A 15,191-nucleotide genomic window follows, 5' to 3' on the forward strand; every position below is an offset into this window, starting at 1 on the left:
CTTGGCCAGTAATGAATCGTTTCATCTTCATGAACATCCGTTAATTAGTGATACTTAATTAACGTTTGAGGGTGCTTAGGTGTTTACAAAAACAGGGGGATTATTGGGGGTTTTTACACAGCCTCGGCCGGAAACAGACCATCGATAGAAGACCGCTAACTAAGTGCGCCTCATCCTTAGAGTCTCAAATAGACATACTGCCGCTGCAGTTGAGACATTCAAGGATTCCACTCTTGGGTCAATCGGGATAGAAACTCCTTTAGCTTGAGCTAGCAAATCATCCGAAACACCTTGCCCCTCGCTACCCATTACCCAAGCAACTGGATGCAGCAGCTCTTTTTTCAGGGAGTAGAGATCTTGCTCTGCATCTGCTGTAGCTGCAAGCAATGGCGATGTAACTGCACTCAGCAACTGTTGGTTAGACCAGCCTTCATATAAATCTAGCAGCTTGTGAGCCCCCATACCTGCGCGCAATACTTTTGTGGACCACAGATGGGCACAGCCTGATAAAGCGATGACTTGTGTAAAGCCTGCTGCGGCTGCAGTACGGAGAATAGAGCCGACGTTACCGGCATCTTGTACGCGATCCAATATCACCACATCACCCTCTAAGGTAGCGATGGATTGTGGTGTTGCGAGCGTGGATTGCGGAAGATCGAGCAATCCCGCAATATGCGGCGCATTCACTAAATCAGAGAGCAAATCCCAAAGCGCGCTATCCAACTGAAATACCCTAGTCTGAGGACAAATTTCTAGGTGCTCATAAACAGCTTGGGAGATTTCTGCATTCTTTAAGCCGAGCTCCGAAGTGAGCAAAGTTTTTAAGGCGGGATCACCCACCCAAGTCTGTACTAGATGAATACCTTCTAGCAATGCTTGTCCGCTGGTGAGTCTAGCCTTCTGCCCCTTAGATCCAGTGACCTGTAGGTTACGAATCTCTTTAAACAAAGGATTCTCTTTGGAGGTGATGAGATCGAAGTTCATGGCTTAATGGTTTTGGTTTTCTAGAACTTTTCGCACCGGCGAAAAACTTCTTCTATGTTGATCGCATGCGCCGAACTGCTTGAGAGCTGCAAAATGCGCTTCCGTTGGATAACCCATATGCTGTGCGAAGCCATATTCTGGATGGCGTTCATGCAGTATCTGCATCTGTCGATCACGAGTGACTTTGGCAACTATCGATGCCGCTGAAATTGCAGGCTCCTTAGCATCACCCTTCACAATCGCTTCTGCAGCAATCGGTAACTCCGGACAACGGTTGCCATCAATCAATGCTTTACCAGGCCAAGCGCCTAAGCGAGTGGTGAGATCTTCGATTGCCCTGCGCATTGCCAGCATCGTGGCCTGCAAAATATTAATGCTATCAATTTCAGCTGGGCTAGCTTCACCAACGCCCCAGGCTTTTGCCTTTTCCATGATCTGCTCATAGAGATATTCACGACGAATAGCAGTTAACTTCTTAGAGTCTTTTAAGCCCTCAATTGGATTATTGGGATCGAGCACTACAGCACCAGCAACTACTGCACCAACCAGTGGCCCACGCCCTGCTTCATCTACTCCGCAAACCCAAATGAGACTCATACGCTTACTTGTTTCTTGCGATTATTGGCGATTGTCTGAGCTATCGCTTGCGCAACTAATAAACCCGTAGGACGACGCAAAGTTTCATGCATCTGCGAAAAGCGTTCTTTGAGTTTGGCAACTTTAGCTGGATGCTCTAACCAGACTTGTACGGCATGAGCTAGTTTTTCTGGAGTGGCATCATCTTGTAGAAGCTCAGGAACAACAAATTCGCCGCACAAGATATTTGGCAGACCTACATAAGGCATGTAGCCTTGGCGTTTCATGATCTGCGCTGTTAACCAAGGCACTTTATAAGAAATCACCATCGGCTTTTTCCATAAAGCTGCCTGCAGAGTGGCTGTACCACTTGCAATGAGTACAACATCCGATGCTTCTAGCACTTCATCGGCCATCCCCTCCAGCAGATGAATCTGTATATCTGGATTGCTGTTTTTTGTCTTGAGTAAAAGCTGCTCAAGAGGCTCACGCAATCGCGGTGTTGCCACTGGAATTAAGAAATGTAGCTTTAGACCTTTTAATCTCTCTGCCAATAACTGCATCGTTTCAAAAAAGACTGGTGCAATCAGTTCAATTTCTGAACCACGACTTCCAGGTAGCACCGCAATCACAAGACCATCAAGCGAAGCTACTTGTAGCTTGAGGTGGTGGCTAATCTTTTCTCTAGCTTGTTGAGCATTGGGCTCCAGTGGAATCTCACTAGCCAATGGATGACCCACATAAGTAGATGCAACACCAGCTTTGTCATAAATCTCCGTTTCAAAGGGGAAGATGCAAAGCATGCGCTCTACTGCTTGGGAGATCTTCTTGATGCGTCCTGCTCGCCATGCCCAGATAGAAGGTGAGACCAAATGCAAAGTTGGGATACCAGCTTTGCGTAATTGAAGTTCTACACCTAAATTGAAATCCGGAGCATCAATTCCCAAATAAACATCTGGGCGACCTTCGTTGAGGAGGTTTTGAATCAGCTCTTTACGCAACTTGAGAATAGCTGGAAGCTGCTTAATAGCCTCAACATAACCTCGCACACTTAAGGTTTCCATGGGCCAATCAGAGCGCATGCCCTCGGCTTGCATGCGTGGGCCACCAATGCCATAAACTTCAAGGCCGGCCATATCCGGAATTTGATTTAGCGCACTAAGAACTGGCGCTGCTAATAGATCGCCAGAAGGTTCGCCAGCTACACAAGCTAACTTTGGCAAAGTAATTCCGTTACCGAATAATGCCGCGCGTTGATGCGGCAATAAAGTCATGGAACTGCGCGAGCTTCTCAGCAGTAACTGCATCTGCCGCTGAAGCAACAACCAGCTTCTGAATCTCTACTTTCGCATCTTCAAAACTCAGGCCATCCTTATAAAGTACTTTATAGGCTTGACGTAAGGCAGAGATTGTTTCACTTGAGAAACCTCGGCGCTTTAAACCCTCAACGTTAATACCATGAGGAGAAGCCTTATCACCCGCAGCAATCACGAATGGCGGGATATCTTGTACTAGTGCAGAAGCACCACCCAACATCGCATGTTGACCAATACGAACAAATTGATGTACGCCAGACATACCGCCCATGATGGCCCAATCTTCGACCTGAACATGGCCAGCTATTTGCGCATTGCTTGAAAAAATCGTGTGATTGCCAACCTGGCAATCGTGAGCAATGTGTACATAAGCCATGATCCAGTTATCGTTACCGATGCGAGTAATGCCTTCGTCTTGTGACGTTCCCGTATGAATCGTAGTGAACTCACGCACAGTATTGCGATCGCCAATAATCAACTGGGTTGGCTCGCCACGGTATTTCATATCCTGCGGAGCGCCGCCAATGGCCGCAAAATGGGCAAAGCTATTTTGCGCACCGATTGTGGTGTAACCCTCAATCACTGTATGAGAGCCCACTTTAGTTCCAGCGCCAATCTTCACGTTAGGACCAATGACGGAATACGGGCCAACCTCAACATCGCCAGCTAGCTCAGCCTTACTGTCTACTACAGCAGTTGCATGAATCCGAGTCATTACGCGCCTTTCGTACGAACCGCACAAGTGATATTAGCCTCTGCAGCAATCTCACCATCCACAGTTGCCTTAACAGCAAACTTATAAATACCAGCGCGACCGCGCTCTAATGTGGCAGTCATAATTAACTGATCACCAGGTAACACAGGCTTTTTAAAGCGCGCGCCATCAATACCGGCAAAGTAATAGATTGCATCTTCCGCGCGTTCTTCAGAGAATGTTAGCAAAGCAGCAGTTTGAGCTAAAGCCTCAATAATTAAGACACCAGGCATGACTGGGAAATCTGGGAAATGGCCCTGAAAGAAAGGCTCATTCATGGTGACGTTTTTTAATGCGGTGATGCTTTCACGCGGGGTAATTTCTAATACGCGGTCTACCAATAGGAATGGGTAGCGATGCGGTAGCAATTGAAGAATCTTATTGATGTCGATTGCGATTGGTGTGCTCATAAATGACCCGCTGAAAAGTAAATATTAATTTTGGTTCTACAGAATCTCAAGACTCTGTAGATTTGTTTTTATCTAACAAGCGCAAGCGCTGACGTATTTTATCTAGCCCACGCAAGATAGCAGCGTTTTTCTCCCAAGCGCCGTGGAGCATTGATGGATAAACGCCTGTGAAATGCTGCCCAGGCTCTGTAATAGAGCGAATAATGGAAGTGTTACCAGAAACCGTTGTTCTATCGGCAATCGTGAGATGGCCCGCAAAGTTTGCTGCGCCGCCAATGATGCAGTAATTACCAATTTTGGTGCTGCCAGAGATGGCAGCACATCCAGCAACAACGCAGCAATTACCGATCACTACGTTATGCGCTATTTGCACCTGATTATCAATTTTGGTTCCTGCACCTACAACCGTATCACTCATCGCGCCACGATCAATCGTGGTTGAGGCCCCAATCTCCACATCATTGCCAATAACCACTCGCCCCGTCTGAGGAATCTTGACCCACTCCCCACCTGTGGCAGAAAAGTCTGGGGCAAAACCAAAGCCATCGGCACCAATGACTGCGCCACTATGAATAATGCAACGCTCACCAATCTGAGTGTTGTAATAAATAGAAACCGATGGATAAATCAGCGTATCGCTTGCAATAATGCTATCCCTGGCAATGTTGGAATTTCCCAGAATTGAAACACGTTCGCCTAACTTTACGCCTGCGCCAATCTGAACAAATGGTCCAATGTGGCAGGAAGATGGAACGCTCGCAGTGGGATCAATAACTGCACTAGGATGTATTCCGGGAGCGTAGATTGGGCTAATCACTTTTGCAAAGTGCTGCGCCATTCTAGCGAATGTAGCGTATGGATTTTTAGAAACAAAGTACACCCGCTTTGCAGAATGCGCGCTAGGATTTGACTGTAAAAACTCTAAATCAGACTTGCCAACAATCAAGGCGCCAGCAGCGCTATCACTCGCCTGCTGTCTGTAAAGGGGATTAGAAAGGAAGGATATCTGATCTGCCTGCGCTCGCTCCAAAGGAGCGAGACCAGTAAATCCGTGGAAAGCCTCCCCCACCAAGCTTGCTTGAAACTGTTCGGCCAGCTCAATGGCGGTCGGCATAAAGCTTACTTCTGGCTATTTAAAGCCTTGATAACGTCATCGGTTACATCAGCCTTAGGGCTGACATAAGCAGCTTCTTGAACAATGACATCAATTTTTCTTTGTTCTGCAATTTGTTTCAATACCGCATTTGCTTTTTCTGCAATCTTGGCGCGCTCTTCGAAAGTACGCTGATTGAGATCTTCAGTAAATTCGCGTTGCTTACGTTGCAGCTCACGATCCTGATCGGCCAACTCACGTTGGCGACGAACGCGCTCAGCTTCATTCATCACGGCACCATCACGATCTAACTTTTCAGCAGCAGATTTAATTTTTTGAGCGCTATCGCGCAAATCGTTCTGGCGCTTAGTAAATTCGTTCTGCAAGCGAGTTTGCATTGCTTTAGCTAGATTGGACTCATTGAAGACTTTCTCAGAGTTCACAACTGCAACGCGCGTTCCTGCATCTTGAGCAAAAACTTGAGAGGTTGCGACCACTGTCATAGCAGCAATCAAGCCAACTTGAATCCATTTAGAAGATTGATAAAGCTTCATAAAACTTTCCTTAAACAATTAAAACGCTGTACCCACCTGGAACTGCAAACGCTGGATATTGTCCGTTGGTTGTGACTTATACGGAATACCGTAGCTGAATTTCAGTGGTCCCAGTGGTGATATCCATGATAAACCCAATCCGTAGGAATATCGCAGAACCAGATTGATGTTTTCCCCAAAGGCATTACCGCCATCTACGAATGTGAATAGGCGCAAGGTCTTATCAACGCCAGATCCTGGAACGGGGAAGGTATATTCCACGTTGGAAACAATCTTAGATTGACCACCTGTTGGCTGATAAGCGCCAATAATGGTGTTGTAGTACTGAGGCCCCAAGGATCCAGGGGCATAGCCGCGAACCGACCCAATACCACCAACGTAGTAGTTTTTAGTAATTGGGAAGGGCTTGCTGCCATATGCCTCACCATAGCCAACCTCGCCGTTAAAGGACAAGATATTACCCTTTGAAAATGAGTGATATTTCTGGTACTGACCATAGATGCGATAAAAGGTGAGATCGCCAACCGGCGTGCCAACTTCACCAGATAACTGCTGCAAGGAGCCTTCCGAAGGAATCAATGTGCTGTCACGACCATCGCGCGCCCAACCCACTGTTACAGGCACGTTATAAGTTGTCACGGTACCAGGATAGCCCGGCGATGGCACGCCGTAACTCATCGCATAGTTCAAGTACGGTACCGGCGTATTGGACGAAGTATTAATTTGGAAAACTTCCAAACCGGTTCCAAAAAATACTCTGTCTACTTCGGTATACGGCACGCCAAATTTAATGTTCGAGCCAACGGATTTAATCTGATAATCAGGATCACCAGCGTAATACAAAGGCTTGGATGAGCGATAGTAAAGATCGGTATAACGACTGATGCCATCTTCGGTGAAGTATGGGTCGTAATTAGAGAGAGTTAAATTTTGAGTAATCTTACCGAGGGAAGCATTTAAGCCAACAGTAGTGCCGGTACCAAAGGCATTATCTTGATTAATACCTGCAGACAAAATCAACTTCTCGGTTGAGGAGAAACCTGCACCAACGGTAATTGCTCCTGTTGGCTTCTCAGCTACTTTGACATTGACATCAACCTGGTCAGGAGATCCAGGGACATCTTCTGTAGTGATGTCAGTCTCAGTAAAGTAACCCAAGCGACCTAAACGCTTTTTAGATAAATCGATCTTGTCACTATCAAACCAAGAGCTTTCGAACTGACGCATTTCGCGACGAATCACTATATCGCGAGTTTTGGCGTTTCCAGAAATTGCCACTTGGCGCACATAGATACGACGACCAGGATCCACCACCAAGGTCAAATCTACCTCAGCTACGTCGCGACGAATATCTGGTTGCGGATTGATAGTTGCAAATGCATAACCATAAGAACCCAAGATTTCAGCAATTGCCTTGGTGCTCTCGGTTAATTTAGCTGACGAGAAAGTATCCCCGGGCTTCAAAACAACCAACTGCATCAACTCTGCTTCTTTGCCTAAAGTTTCTCCTGCTAAGCGCACATCCTTAACGGTAAACTTTTTACCCTCACGAATACTAATGGTGAGGTAGATACCCTTTTTATCCGGGGTAATCGACACCTGAGTGGACTCAATCACAAACTCGAGATAACCACGATTAAGGTAATAAGATCGAATGGACTCCAAGTCAGCAGTTAACTTTTGCTTAGAATAAAGATTGTCTTTACTATACCAAGATAACCAACCGCCAGTTTTTAACTGCATCTCACTTTTTAAAGTGCCTTCACTGAACACTTCGTTACCAATGAAATTAATCTCTTGAATTTTGGCAACAGGACCCTCATCAATATTGAAATAGACGGCCACTTGATTGCGCTCAACTGGGGTAACTGTAGCAATAACCTCAGCCGCATACATCCCTTTACCAACGTATTGGCGCTTTAATTCTTGCTCTGCTTTATCAATGAGTGCTTTGTCATAAAAACGCGCCTCAGCAACACCAACTGTTTTTAAAGACTTACGAACGATCTCGGAATCAAACTCTTTCATCCCGGTAAATTCAATACGAGAAATGGTTGGGCGCTCTTCCACGATCACAATTAGAACGTTGCCCTGCTCTTGAATTTGCACGTCTCTAAAAAATCCAGTGCTATACAAAGCCTTGATCGATTCAGCACCTTTTTCTTCGTTAAAGGTATCGCCCACCTGAACCGGCAAATAACTAAATACCGTTCCGGGTTCTACACGCTGCAAACCTTCAACACGAATATCCTTCACCACAAATGACTCGGCCGCAGAGGCATTCAGACTCAACCCAATCGCAGAGAATACCAATATATGGGTGATGAAGCGGGCAAAAATACGAAAAGAATGTGTCAGAGGATTCAAGGCGAAATATAGCGTTGTAAATCGTTAAACAAGGCCAGTAATGACATAGAAATCAGCAAAATAAAGCCCACTTTTTGGAGCTGCTCCTGCATTGATGTCGAAATCCGCTTACCGGCGACCAACTCCCATGCATCATACAGTAGCTGACCCCCATCAAGCATTGGAAAAGGGAGCAAATTCAGCAAACCAATGCTAATACTCATAAGCGCCAAAAAGGCTAAAAATGGCTGCCACCCTACCTGGGCTGATTTCCCCGCCATGTCCGCAATACTGAGGGGTCCGCCCAGCTGTTTTAAGGAGGTATTTCCGGTAAATAATCCTGCCATTAGCCTTGCAGAAACCTTGGTAATTACCCACACCCTCTTTGAAGCAAAAATGAGGGCATCTACTGGCCCTAATTTCAAGTCCTGCCACTGCGCCAACGGTGTCAATGCAGGCAGAATGCCTAGAGCCAACATCGGATCCTGATGAGGACTGATTTTGGGCAAATCCTTGGCATAAAAGGACTTTATTGAGCTTCCGCCAGTAGGTGTTGCTAGCTCTAGAGCAAATCCGTCCTCCCCCGTAAGCGCATCCATCAAGTTCCAGCGCAAGGCATTCCAGCTCGGTACGGGGTCAAAATCCCCCAAAAGGGGCGCACCACTCTCCTCAGAGCCCAAATTCTGCCAACCAACTACCCGATCACCCGCTATTACTCCCAGCTTGGCAGCAATAGAATGTTCAGGGGGATTTTGCAGAACGGCTGGTAATTGTGGGGCGCCGGAAATATAGATCAGGGCAAAAAAGACAATCGCTAAAAAGAAATTGGCCAATGGGCCAGCAGCCACAATCAATGATCTCTGCCATAGCGGCTTTTTATCAAACGCTTCAGATTCATCGGCCGAAGTAATCACTTGCTGACGATCTCGACCATCAAGCAATTTCACATAGCCGCCCAATGGAATTGAAGCTAATACCCACTCTGTATTATTTTTTGCATGGTAAGTGAATAGCGGTTTACCAAAGCCAATTGCGAAGCGAAGGACTCGAACACCACAACAACGAGCAGCAAAGAAATGCCCAAACTCATGAAAGCTAACCAAGACACCCAGGGTTAACAAAAAAGCCGCGAGAGTAATCAATGCCTGCAAAGAATTTCCTTCACCACTACTTGCGCCGCTTGACGAGCGCGAGCATCCACATCCAAAATTAACTCTAGCGAGTCAGCATTCACGGAAGAAATAGTGTTCAACACGCTGTCCACCACGCAGGAAATTTGCAAATACGGCAGGCCTTCATCTAAGAATGCTGCTACTGCAACTTCATTAGCAGCGTTCAGAACTGCTGGCGCAGTACCACCAGCTTTAGCGGCAGCAAACGCCAATGACAGGCAAGGAAAGCGCTCTAGCTCTGGATCGGTAAAACTTAAATTTGCTAACTGAGTCAAACTGAGCGGGGCTACACCTGCTTCAATACGCTCCGGCCACGCCAGGCCGTAAGCAATAGGGGTTCGCATATCGGGCTGACCCAGTTGAGCTAGCACAGAACCATCACGATAACGAACCATTGAATGCACAACGCTTTGCGGATGGATTAATACTTTAATTTTCTCTAAAGGCAAACCAAATAACCAAAACGCCTCGATCACTTCAAGACCCTTGTTCATCATCGTCGCAGAATCAACTGAAATTTTTCTACCCATCACCCAGTTGGGGTGTGCGCAAGCTTGCTCGGGAGTAATGCCGGCCAATTGATCAAGGGGCGTATTTCTGAATGGTCCACCGGAGGCGGTCAACCACAGTTCTTCAACCCCTAAGCTCGGATTAGGGGTTGAAGAAAATTGATTAGGCAGACATTGAAAGATGGCATTGTGCTCACTATCGATTGGCAGTAATTCTCCGCCCCCTAACTTCATCGCCTGCATAAACAAATCGCCAGACATCACCAAGGCTTCTTTATTTGCGAGCAACACTCTTTTGCCAGCTTTTGCAGCAGCCAAGGCAGACACCAATCCTGCGGCACCTACAATCGCAGCCATAACGGTATCGCAATGCGATTCAGTAACAGCGCTAACTAAAGCTTGCGGTCCATACAAGACTTGAGTATTGATTTTTTTCTCGAGCAAAATCTTGCTTAAGCGAGCAGCGCCGTCAGCATCCGCCACTACCGCAATATTGGGTCTAAATTCAGCGCATTGCTCTGCCAGCAAATCTACCTGCTTAGCTGCGGTAAGTGCGACTACCTTAAAACGATCTGGATGAGCACGAATCACATCGAGCGTATTAACGCCGATGGAGCCAGTAGAACCTAGGATGGCGACCTGCTTGACTGGCATTACACAAATCCTGCCAAGAGCGCTGCGATTGGCATTGCCGGAATCAAAGCATCCACCCGATCTAATACGCCGCCATGTCCTGGCAATAAATGACTGGAGTCTTTGACGCCAGCTAAACGCTTTAACTGAGACTCAAATAAGTCCCCAAAAATACTGAAGGCAGTTAATACCGTCACCATCAGGAACATGGGAACCCAACCAAAGCGAATGGCCCATGCACCAAACAAAGTCGATTCAAAAGGCAAGAAGTAAACGCATAAGAATGCATAAACATAACAAAGTATTAAACCGCCGATAGCACCTTCAATCGATTTACCTGGACTAATTTGCACAGCAAGCTTGTGTTTACCAAACGCCTTACCTACAAAGTAAGCCCCAATATCAGCAATCCACACTAGAGCCATACTACTAAGCAAAAAGATCAGGCCTAACTCACGCAAGAACACCAATGCAAACCAGGTGGCTGGCAATAAAATTAAACCGAGAACCACATAAAAAGGTCGCAGCTTTTCTAGCGAAAGATTGATGCCTTTGGCCAATATAAATGGTGCAACAAAGAACCAGAAAATGACGGCTAGAAGTAATAAGGCAAATTGCCATGAGGCGTTTTGCATGCCCAGCAAAAACAAAATAATGGCCAAGCAAAATAATGCGTATAGCCAGGCTGCACGCCCTACCTCAGGTGCTAGTAAGCGACTCCATTCCCAAGCGGCGGCCAACAAAGCCACCAAGAAGAATGCATCAACATACATTGCCGGGAGCAAAAACAGAATGGGTAGAAATACCGCCAATAGAACAAGGGCGGTAATGACTCGGGTTTTTAACATGGAGAATTAAGTTTAGTAATTAGCAGCGTCAAACTGCATCACTCATTGCTTGAGATGCAAGCTGAGCACTGGTACGACCAAAACGGCGCTCGCGCTGGCTAAACCAGTCAAATGCCTTGTGCAATTCTTTCTCATCAAAGTCAGGCCACAAAACATCTGTGAAGTACAACTCGGTATATGCCAGTTGCCATAACAAGAAATTACTCACGCGCTGCTCGCCACCAGTGCGGATAAACAAATCTGGCTCTGGTGCGTAAGCCATTGAAAGATGAGGTTGAAGCAATTCTTCAGTAACCTGTTCTGGCCTCAAATTGGGGTTAGCAGAAAGGCATTGGCGCATTGCCTGCAAGATATCCCAGCGACCACCATAGTTAGCGGCGATCGTAAAAGTTAATCCTTTGCACCCAGCAGTCTTTTGTTCAGAGAATTGCACCATCTCCTGGATGGCAGAATCAAAACGGCTCAGGTCGCCAATTAAACGCAAAGCAATATCGTTTTCTGCCAGACGAGACACTTCACCCTTGAGTGATTTCAGAAATAACTTCATCAAGAAGCCTACTTCTTCTGGTGGGCGACGCCAGTTCTCTGAGCTAAAGGCAAATACAGTGAGATATTCAACACCAAGCTTGCGGCACTCTTCAACGATTTTTCGCACAGCACTCAAACCTTCTGAGTGCCCAGCTACACGAGGCATCATGCGCTTGCTAGCCCAACGCCCATTGCCATCCATGATGATCGCCACATGGCGAGGTATAGCACTTACCTCCGGGATGGCTAGAGTTGAACTAGAGTGTTGAGTCATGAGAGGCTAAAAATTCAAGGCGGCTTTAAACCGTCATGATCTCTTTTTCTTTTTCAGAAACGATCTTATCGACATCAATCACTGCTTTATCCGTCATCTTCTGAATTTCATCAGTAGCGCGGCGCTCTTCATCCTCGGAAATTTCCTTGTCTTTGGTAAGACGCTTTAAATGCTCATTTGCATCGCGACGCAAATTACGAACAGCAATCTTAGTTTCTTCACCCTCATTCTTAACAACCTTAGTGAGGTCGCGGCGGCGCTCTTCAGTCAAAGCAGGCATTGGCACGCGGATTACAGTACCCTGAGATGCTGGGTTTAAGCCAAGATCAGAATCACGAATCGCTTTTTCAATCACCGCAACCATCGTTTTTTCAAATGGTTGAACGTTGATGGTGCGCGCATCTGCTAAGCCTAGGCTAGCAACCTGACTTAATGGCGTTGGGTTACCGTAATAATCCACCTGAATGTGCTCCAGAATTCCTGGGTTGGCACGGCCAGAACGAATCTTGGCTAAATTGGTCTTCAAAGCCTCAAGAGACTTTTGCATCTTTTGATCGGTATTGGTTTTAATTTCTGCTGCAGACATCAGGCCCCCTATTAAATATGTACCTTAAACGTGTACTAAAGTACCTTCAGGTTCACCTTGCACTACACGCATTAATGCGCCTGGCTTGAGAATTGAAAATACTTTGATTGGTAATTTGCGATCACGGCACAATGCAAATGCAGTTGCGTCCATAACCTGTAGATTCTTGATTAATGCTTCATCAAACGTAATGGTTTTATATAAAGTTGCTGTTGGATCTTTTACTGGATCAGCGCTGTAGATTCCGTCTACCTTGGTTGCCTTGAGCATGATCTCAACACCCATCTCAGCCCCACGCAGAGCGGCAGCAGTATCAGTAGTAAAGAATGGATTGCCCGTACCTGCTGCGAAAATAACGACTTTACCCTCACCCATCGCGCGGATTGCACGTGGACGAATGTAGGGCTCAACCACTTGATCCATACGAAGAGCGGATTGCACGCGCGCCTCAACACCTTTTTGACGCAAGGCATCTTGCAATGCTAAAGAATTCATCATGGTTGCCAACATGCCCATGTAATCGGCAGTTGCACGATCCATACCAGCAGCACCACCTGCAACCCCACGGAAAATGTTTCCGCCGCCAATCACAATCGCTAGCTCTACTCCGATATTCACAATAGCGGCGATTTCTTTAACCATGGAATCAATAGTGACTGGATTGATGCCAAAAGCATCATCGCCCATAAGGGCTTCACCAGATAGTTTTAGGAGGACTCGTTTGTAGGCTGGCATGTTTTTTATTTTCCGTAATTTGCTAAGTAATTAACTTACTTAGCTTATTGATCTTTAAGCACTTTTTAATATCTCCGCCAAATTATAAAGGGCTTGGGAGGGATCAAAGAAAAGGGCACAGAAACTAAGGTTTCTATGCCCTTTTGGGTATTACTAAGCAGTGGGGCAAGCCCCAAACTAGCCTATTAAGCTGTTGCTTTAGAGGCAGCAGCTACTTGTGCAGCTACCTCAGCCGCAAAGTCGTCTTGACGCTTCTCAATGCCCTCGCCTACAACAAACATGGTGAAACCCTTGATTGTTGTATTTGCGGCCTTGAGCATTTGCTCTACAGATTGCTTGTCGTTTTTAACGAAAGTCTGGTTCAACAAAGAAACCTCTTTGAGGTACTTCTGAATAGAACCTTCAACCATCTTTTCAACGATTTCTGGTGGTTTGCCAGATTCAGCAGCTTTTTGAACGGCAACGCTACGCTCTACAGCAATTGCTTCAGCAGGAACGTCAGCCATAGACAATGCTACTGGCTTCATTGCAGCAATATGCATTGCTACATCTTTAGCAGCAGTCTCGTCACCTTCGAACTCAACCATCACACCAATACGAGTGCCATGGAGGTAAGAAACCAACTTGTTGCTACTAGCAAAACGCTTGAAGCGACGCGGCATGATGTTCTCGCCGATCTTACCGATCAATGCGCTACGAACTTCATCAACAGTTTGACCATTCAATGGCAATGCTAACAATGCAGCAACGTCAGCTGGGTTCTTTTCAGCAACCAACTTCACGCAGTCATTTACAAATGCCAAGAAGTCGTCGTTCTTAGAAACGAAATCGGTTTCGCAGTTCACTTCTAACAAAGCACCAGTAGTGCCATTGATAGAAGTAGCAACGATACCTTCAGCTGTTACACGAGAAGCTGCTTTACCAGCTTTGCTACCCAGCTTTACACGCAGAATTTCTTCTGCACGAGCCATATCACCATCAGCCTCAGTCAAAGCCTTTTTGCACTCCATCATCGGAGCATCAGTTTTGGCGCGTAACTCGCCAACCATTGCAGCGGTAATAGCGGCCATTATTCAGCTTTCCCTTCTTCAACAAACTCTTCTTCGCCTTCTTTAACAGCTGTCAAAATTTCTTGAACAGAGTTAGCCTTGCCTTCGAGGATTGCGTCAGCAATGCCACGTGCATAAAGGAGAACCGCTTTGCTGGAGTCATCGTTACCAGGGATGATGTAATCAACACCTTCTGGTGAGTGGTTGGTATCCACAACAGCGATTACTGGAATACCAAGCTTGTTTGCTTCAGTAATAGCAATCTTGTGGTAGCCAACGTCCACTACAAAAATCGCATCAGGAACACCGTTCAAATCTTGAATACCGCCAAGTGCTTTTTGCAATTTGTCGAGATCACGGTCGTTAGTCAAAGCTTCTTTCTTTGAAAGCTTTTCCCAGTCGCCAGCTTCTTTAGCAACTGCCATGTCTTTCAAACGCTTGAGGGAACCTTTAACAGTTTTGAAGTTGGTGAGTGTGCCACCCAACCAACGGCTGTCGATGTAAGGCATACCAGCACGAGCAGCTTCTTCAGCAATGATCTCGCGTGATTGACGCTTAGTACCAACAAATAAAATAGTGCCACGATTGGAAGCAATTTGCTTTGCAAATTTCAGGGCATCCTGAAACATTGGCAATGTTTTTTCCAAGTTGATGATGTGGATTTTGTTGCGATGACCGAAAATAAATGGGGCCATCTTTGGGGACCAGAAGCGAGTTTGGTGACCAAAATGGCAACCGGCTTCCAGCATTTGACGCATAGTTACTGACATAACTTCTCCTAAGGGTTGTTTCTAAAGTTGAGTCCTAGCTGCGCTAAAAAACGC

16 protein-coding genes are annotated in these 15,191 nt (G+C 46.3%); all 16 read right to left on the minus strand.

All coding sequences use genetic code 11. From position 1 onward, the window contains the following. Positions 1 to 159: 159 nt before the first annotated feature. A complete protein-coding gene (locus ICN34_RS11065; protein ID WP_216122689.1) occupies positions 160 to 984 on the minus strand; it encodes an RNA methyltransferase in 825 nt (274 codons plus the stop codon). Positions 985 to 987: 3 nt separating this feature from the next. Beyond that, the gene (gene rnhB, locus ICN34_RS11070) at positions 988 to 1,581 is read right to left on the minus strand and encodes a ribonuclease HII (RefSeq protein ID WP_216122691.1); all 594 of its coding nucleotides are present in this window, start codon (positions 1,579 to 1,581) and stop codon (positions 988 to 990) included. Continuing rightward, positions 1,578 to 2,834, minus strand: coding sequence for a lipid-A-disaccharide synthase (gene lpxB / locus ICN34_RS11075; RefSeq protein WP_216122693.1), 1,257 nt, complete (start codon positions 2,832 to 2,834; stop codon positions 1,578 to 1,580). Before lpxB ends, rnhB begins: the two co-directional genes overlap by 4 nt. Next, the gene (gene lpxA, locus ICN34_RS11080; protein WP_216122695.1) at positions 2,794 to 3,591 is read right to left on the minus strand and encodes an acyl-ACP--UDP-N-acetylglucosamine O-acyltransferase; all 798 of its coding nucleotides are present in this window, start codon (positions 3,589 to 3,591) and stop codon (positions 2,794 to 2,796) included. Before lpxA ends, lpxB begins: the two co-directional genes overlap by 41 nt. Continuing rightward, a complete protein-coding gene (fabZ, locus tag ICN34_RS11085; protein WP_072583028.1) occupies positions 3,591 to 4,040 on the minus strand; it encodes a 3-hydroxyacyl-ACP dehydratase FabZ in 450 nt (149 codons plus the stop codon). Before fabZ ends, lpxA begins: the two co-directional genes overlap by 1 nt. 46 nt (positions 4,041 to 4,086) lie before the next feature. Then, positions 4,087 to 5,154, minus strand: coding sequence for a UDP-3-O-(3-hydroxymyristoyl)glucosamine N-acyltransferase (gene lpxD / locus ICN34_RS11090; protein ID WP_072583029.1), 1,068 nt, complete (start codon positions 5,152 to 5,154; stop codon positions 4,087 to 4,089). Between the two features lie 5 nt (positions 5,155 to 5,159). Then, positions 5,160 to 5,687: an OmpH family outer membrane protein gene (locus tag ICN34_RS11095; protein ID WP_072583030.1), complete on the minus strand. Its 528-nt coding sequence runs from the start codon at positions 5,685 to 5,687 to the stop codon at positions 5,160 to 5,162. Positions 5,688 to 5,705: 18 nt separating this feature from the next. Next, positions 5,706 to 8,054 (minus strand): outer membrane protein assembly factor BamA, encoded by a 2,349-nt coding sequence (gene bamA / locus ICN34_RS11100; protein ID WP_370624022.1) that lies wholly within the window; start codon positions 8,052 to 8,054, stop codon positions 5,706 to 5,708. Beyond that, positions 8,051 to 9,184, minus strand: a complete 1,134-nt coding sequence (locus ICN34_RS11105) for an RIP metalloprotease (RefSeq protein WP_072583031.1) — start codon at positions 9,182 to 9,184, stop codon at positions 8,051 to 8,053. The genes bamA and ICN34_RS11105 overlap by 4 nt, the downstream gene beginning before the upstream one ends. Beyond that, the gene (gene ispC, locus ICN34_RS11110) at positions 9,172 to 10,368 is read right to left on the minus strand and encodes a 1-deoxy-D-xylulose-5-phosphate reductoisomerase (protein WP_216122697.1); all 1,197 of its coding nucleotides are present in this window, start codon (positions 10,366 to 10,368) and stop codon (positions 9,172 to 9,174) included. Before ispC ends, ICN34_RS11105 begins: the two co-directional genes overlap by 13 nt. Further along, positions 10,368 to 11,195, minus strand: coding sequence for a phosphatidate cytidylyltransferase (locus tag ICN34_RS11115; RefSeq protein WP_216122699.1), 828 nt, complete (start codon positions 11,193 to 11,195; stop codon positions 10,368 to 10,370). The genes ispC and ICN34_RS11115 overlap by 1 nt, the downstream gene beginning before the upstream one ends. A 28-nt stretch (positions 11,196 to 11,223) precedes the next feature. Then, entirely contained in the window at positions 11,224 to 11,997 is a 774-nt protein-coding gene (locus ICN34_RS11120) for an isoprenyl transferase (RefSeq protein WP_072583034.1), read from the minus strand. A 25-nt stretch (positions 11,998 to 12,022) separates the two neighbouring features. Further along, a complete protein-coding gene (frr, locus tag ICN34_RS11125) occupies positions 12,023 to 12,583 on the minus strand; it encodes a ribosome recycling factor (protein ID WP_072583035.1) in 561 nt (186 codons plus the stop codon). A gap of 24 nt (positions 12,584 to 12,607) precedes the next feature. Further along, on the minus strand, positions 12,608 to 13,318 hold the full coding sequence (gene pyrH / locus ICN34_RS11130) for a UMP kinase (RefSeq protein ID WP_072583036.1): 711 nt from the start codon (positions 13,316 to 13,318) through the stop codon (positions 12,608 to 12,610). Between the two features lie 185 nt (positions 13,319 to 13,503). Then, positions 13,504 to 14,388: a translation elongation factor Ts gene (gene tsf, locus ICN34_RS11135; protein ID WP_216122700.1), complete on the minus strand. Its 885-nt coding sequence runs from the start codon at positions 14,386 to 14,388 to the stop codon at positions 13,504 to 13,506. Then, positions 14,388 to 15,137: a 30S ribosomal protein S2 gene (gene rpsB / locus ICN34_RS11140; protein ID WP_072583038.1), complete on the minus strand. Its 750-nt coding sequence runs from the start codon at positions 15,135 to 15,137 to the stop codon at positions 14,388 to 14,390. The genes tsf and rpsB overlap by 1 nt, the downstream gene beginning before the upstream one ends. Between the last annotated feature and the right edge of the window lie 54 nt (positions 15,138 to 15,191).

It is taken from the genome of Polynucleobacter sp. Tro8-14-1 (genome assembly GCF_018881655.1).
Taxonomy (GTDB): domain Bacteria; phylum Pseudomonadota; class Gammaproteobacteria; order Burkholderiales; family Burkholderiaceae; genus Polynucleobacter.

Excerpts from the sequence above, each read along its gene's own strand:
- lpxB (WP_216122693.1), bottom strand. The coding sequence starts at position 2,834 with ATGACTTTATTGCCGCATCAACGCGCGGCATTATTCGGTAACGGAATT.
- pyrH (WP_072583036.1), bottom strand. The coding sequence starts at position 13,318 with ATGCCAGCCTACAAACGAGTCCTCCTAAAACTATCTGGTGAAGCCCTT.
- ICN34_RS11120 (WP_072583034.1), bottom strand. The coding sequence starts at position 11,997 with ATGACTCAACACTCTAGTTCAACTCTAGCCATCCCGGAGGTAAGTGCT.
- lpxD (WP_072583029.1), bottom strand. The coding sequence starts at position 5,154 with ATGCCGACCGCCATTGAGCTGGCCGAACAGTTTCAAGCAAGCTTGGTG.
- lpxA (WP_216122695.1), bottom strand. The coding sequence starts at position 3,591 with ATGACTCGGATTCATGCAACTGCTGTAGTAGACAGTAAGGCTGAGCTA.
- fabZ (WP_072583028.1), bottom strand. The coding sequence starts at position 4,040 with ATGAGCACACCAATCGCAATCGACATCAATAAGATTCTTCAATTGCTA.
- ICN34_RS11115 (WP_216122699.1), bottom strand. The coding sequence starts at position 11,195 with ATGTTAAAAACCCGAGTCATTACCGCCCTTGTTCTATTGGCGGTATTT.
- ICN34_RS11065 (WP_216122689.1), bottom strand. The coding sequence starts at position 984 with ATGAACTTCGATCTCATCACCTCCAAAGAGAATCCTTTGTTTAAAGAG.
- ICN34_RS11095 (WP_072583030.1), bottom strand. The coding sequence starts at position 5,687 with ATGAAGCTTTATCAATCTTCTAAATGGATTCAAGTTGGCTTGATTGCT.
- rnhB (WP_216122691.1), bottom strand. The coding sequence starts at position 1,581 with ATGAGTCTCATTTGGGTTTGCGGAGTAGATGAAGCAGGGCGTGGGCCA.
- tsf (WP_216122700.1), bottom strand. The coding sequence starts at position 14,388 with ATGGCCGCTATTACCGCTGCAATGGTTGGCGAGTTACGCGCCAAAACT.
- frr (WP_072583035.1), bottom strand. The coding sequence starts at position 12,583 with ATGTCTGCAGCAGAAATTAAAACCAATACCGATCAAAAGATGCAAAAG.
- ispC (WP_216122697.1), bottom strand. The coding sequence starts at position 10,368 with ATGCCAGTCAAGCAGGTCGCCATCCTAGGTTCTACTGGCTCCATCGGC.
- rpsB (WP_072583038.1), bottom strand. The coding sequence starts at position 15,137 with ATGTCAGTAACTATGCGTCAAATGCTGGAAGCCGGTTGCCATTTTGGT.